The organism is uncultured Gemella sp. (assembly GCF_963519265.1).
In the GTDB taxonomy this organism is placed as follows: domain Bacteria; phylum Bacillota; class Bacilli; order Staphylococcales; family Gemellaceae; genus Gemella.
On record NZ_CAUQNQ010000130.1, the window covers coordinates 1 to 3222 of the forward strand.

Genomic DNA, 3222 nt, shown 5'->3' on the forward strand with positions numbered 1-3222 from the left:
AAAATGTATGAAGAGTTATTATCTAAAACAAATGTAGATCCGAAAGAAGAAATAAATACATTTTTTGAATCAGATAATGACGAGCCTATTTTAGTAAAAGACATTCAGTTCTATTCTTTATGTGAACACCATATGTTACCGTTCTATGGAGTATGTCACATAGCTTATGTGCCAAATAATAAGAAAATTACAGGGCTTAGTAAATTAGCTCGCCTTGTAGAGAGTGCTAGTCGAAGACTTCAAATTCAAGAAGATATGACACTGATGCTTGTAAATGCAATAGAAGAACAATTACAGCCAAAAGGTGTGTATGTAATTATAGAAGCTGAACACATGTGTATGGCTATGCGTGGAATTAAGAAAATTGGATCAAAAACAGTGACTAGTAAGAAAACTGGCATTTTCTTAGAAGATACAGAATTAGTTAAGGACATTCAATACAAAATTAAGTTATAGTATTAACAGGAGTAGATTATGAAAGAAAGTAGCTATATTATTATTAGAGCTGAAGTCGATAATGTAAAAGTAATTACGAAAAAGACGAATAATGAAGAAGCTCTAGAGATACTAAATAAGGGAGAAGTTATTATTCTAAATATTTTTGATAATATCGTAAACTTTAAAGTACAGGGAAGAGCAAGAATAGTATCAAATTTAGATCAAGTAATTTCGGAATAAAGAGATTAACCTACATAGGCTATAAGTAGCTTGTGTAGGTTTTTTTGTAAAAATATAGTGAAATTGTTGTAAAGAAAAATAATGTTATATATAATAGATTATGATAATACTGAAAATATATTTTAAAAAGGAAAAATATGGTACTTGAAAATAAACTTGGTATAACAGAAAACTTAGTTTTAGCACGTGAAGAAGAACGTCTTAGTAAGAAAAAAGCGATAAAATTATTTACAGACAAGTTACTAAAAAATAAAGAAGTAGGTAAATTCTCTACCTTAGCCTTTATACATCAATATTTATTTGAAGAAATCTATGATTATGCAGGAAAAGTAAGAAATGTTAATATAGCAAAAGGGGATTTTCGTTTTGCGCCAGTTATGTTTTTAGATTCTTCTTTAAAACATATTGATGAAATGCCGCAAGGTACTTTTGAAGAGATAGTAGAAAAATATGTTGAAATGAATATTACTCATCCGTTTCGTGAGGGTAATGGTCGAGCTACACGCTTGTGGTTAGATCATATACTAAAGAATCAAATTCAAAAGGTAATTGATTGGAATAAGATTGATAAAGAGGACTATTTATTAGCAATGCAACGCAGTCCAATTAGAGATATAGAAATTAAACATGTATTAAGAGTTGCACTTATAAGTGAAATTAATGATAGGGAGATTTACATGAAGGGGCTTGATGAAAGTTATTATTATGAAGGCTATATAGTTTATAATTCAAAAGATTTATATTAAAAGATAAATAAAAAAAAGTTCGCAGAAATTTTCCTGCGAACTTTTTATTTACTAGAATAGTAATTTATCTGCTCCACCTAGTTTGTAGTCTAGAGCTGCCATAGCAAGTACGTTAATGAAGTGCCATGGACGGTCAAATTCTGGTTGGAAGAATATATCAGCAAGAGCTAATTGTTCTAATGTCCATTCTGATGCGATAGCTATAGATAAAGCTGCGATAGCACTAGAAACGTCATGTTTAGACATTAATTGAGCTCCTAGAACTCTGTGAGTATCTTCATCGAAGTAAATTTTCATGTGAACCAGATTATTTTCTTTTCTCATGAAATCTGGGTAAATTCTTTCTTCTACATATTTAGAAGCTACTTTACCATCGTATAAGCTAACGCCGTTTTGAGATAATCCAGTACTTACAAATTTGTAATCAAAGAATGATAATGCAGAAGTACCGTTTACTGCAGGCATTTTAGTTTTAGTACCCATAGCGTTTAATGCAGCAACTACACCTTGACGGCGAGCTAGAGTAGCAAGAGCTATTGGTAATTCTCCACGAGTTGGAGCGTATGGAAGAAGAGTAGAATCTCCACCAGCATATACATCTTTAGCAGATGTTTCTAAGTATTCGTTAGTAACAACAAAACCACGTTCTGTCATTTCCAATTCTTTATTTAACCAAGATGCATCTGGACGAACACCAACAGAAACAATTACTGTATCTGCTTCGTATTCACCTTTATCTGTTACTACAGCAGTAACTTTTCCATTTTCGCCTTTGAATGAAAGAACTTTTTCTCCACCACGAACTTTAAGGTTGTGTTTAGCACCTTCTTCAGTAAGAATATCAGTAAGTTCTTGGTCTAAGTATGTATTTAAGATTCTTGGTGCAAAGTCAACGATTGTTACATCGATACCGTGTTTTGCATAAGATTCTGCAACTTCAAGACCGATGTATCCACCACCAACTACAACAGCTTTTTTACTGTTTTGCATACAATCGTATACTGCTTGAGTGTCTTCAGGACCACGGAAAGTGTGGATATTTTCTAATTCAATTCCTTCGAATGGTGGTTTAACTGCAACCCCACCAGGACTTAATAATAATTTATCGTAACTTTGTTTTTCTTCACCAGCTGGTGTTTTAACAACAACATATTTTTCTTTTGAGTTTAATCCTACAACATCGCTGTTACAGTGAATGTTGATACCTTGTGAACGGTAAGATTCCTCTGTTGCAAAGTGTAGTTCAGATAATGCTTTAGATGTCCCATCTAAATAAGATTGGCTACCTCAACCCATAAATGAAGCCCCAGCGCCTCTTTCGTATAAGTGAATTTCAGCGTTAGGCTCGTTTTTTAAAATAGTTTGAACAGCTTCGTAACCGAAGTGAGATGTTCCAACAACTACATATTTCATATATTTTCCTCCTGATTAATATTTTTTAATATTTAAATTTTTCCCGTATAATTAAAATTATAATATTATACAAGTAGCATTATAACATATAATGCTATAATATAAAAATAATAAGCATTGAAAAAAAAACTTTAAAATAGTGTTGTTATCGTTTTATTCTATTTTAAAATATGTTTCTGATTATAAAAAATTTTGTTAAATATTTATTTTAAATGATAGAGGATAATGAGTATATTTAAACTATATAAATTTTATGATTTGACTTTTTTTGACTTTTGTTTTATTATAGATTTCAGTAGAAATATAAAATACAAATAAAATTTTTATAAGAGGTTATTAATATGATTAAACCATTATTTGATAATGTATTATTAAAAAAAGTAGA

General features: G+C 30.5%; 4 protein-coding genes. 3 read left to right on the plus strand and 1 reads right to left on the minus strand.

Annotated features, from left to right (window positions below; translation table 11 throughout):
* From folE to fic, 3 genes are all read left to right on the plus strand, one after another.
* Positions 1-456, plus strand: a 456-nt coding sequence (gene folE, locus RWN11_RS07910; protein WP_314161189.1) for a GTP cyclohydrolase I, incomplete at its 5' end; no start/stop codon positions are given.
* Positions 457-474: 18 nt separating this feature from the next.
* Positions 475-678, plus strand: coding sequence for a trp RNA-binding attenuation protein MtrB (mtrB, locus tag RWN11_RS07915; RefSeq protein WP_003146887.1), 204 nt, complete (start codon positions 475-477; stop codon positions 676-678).
* A gap of 137 nt (positions 679-815) precedes the next feature.
* Positions 816-1424, plus strand: coding sequence for a protein adenylyltransferase Fic (gene fic, locus RWN11_RS07920; RefSeq protein ID WP_314161190.1), 609 nt, complete (start codon positions 816-818; stop codon positions 1422-1424).
* Positions 1425-1475: 51 nt separating this feature from the next.
* Here the strand turns inward: fic and RWN11_RS07925 are convergent, their stop codons facing one another.
* Positions 1476-2837, minus strand: coding sequence for an FAD-dependent oxidoreductase (locus RWN11_RS07925; protein WP_314161191.1), 1362 nt, complete (start codon positions 2835-2837; stop codon positions 1476-1478).
* Positions 2838-3222 lie beyond the last annotated feature (385 nt).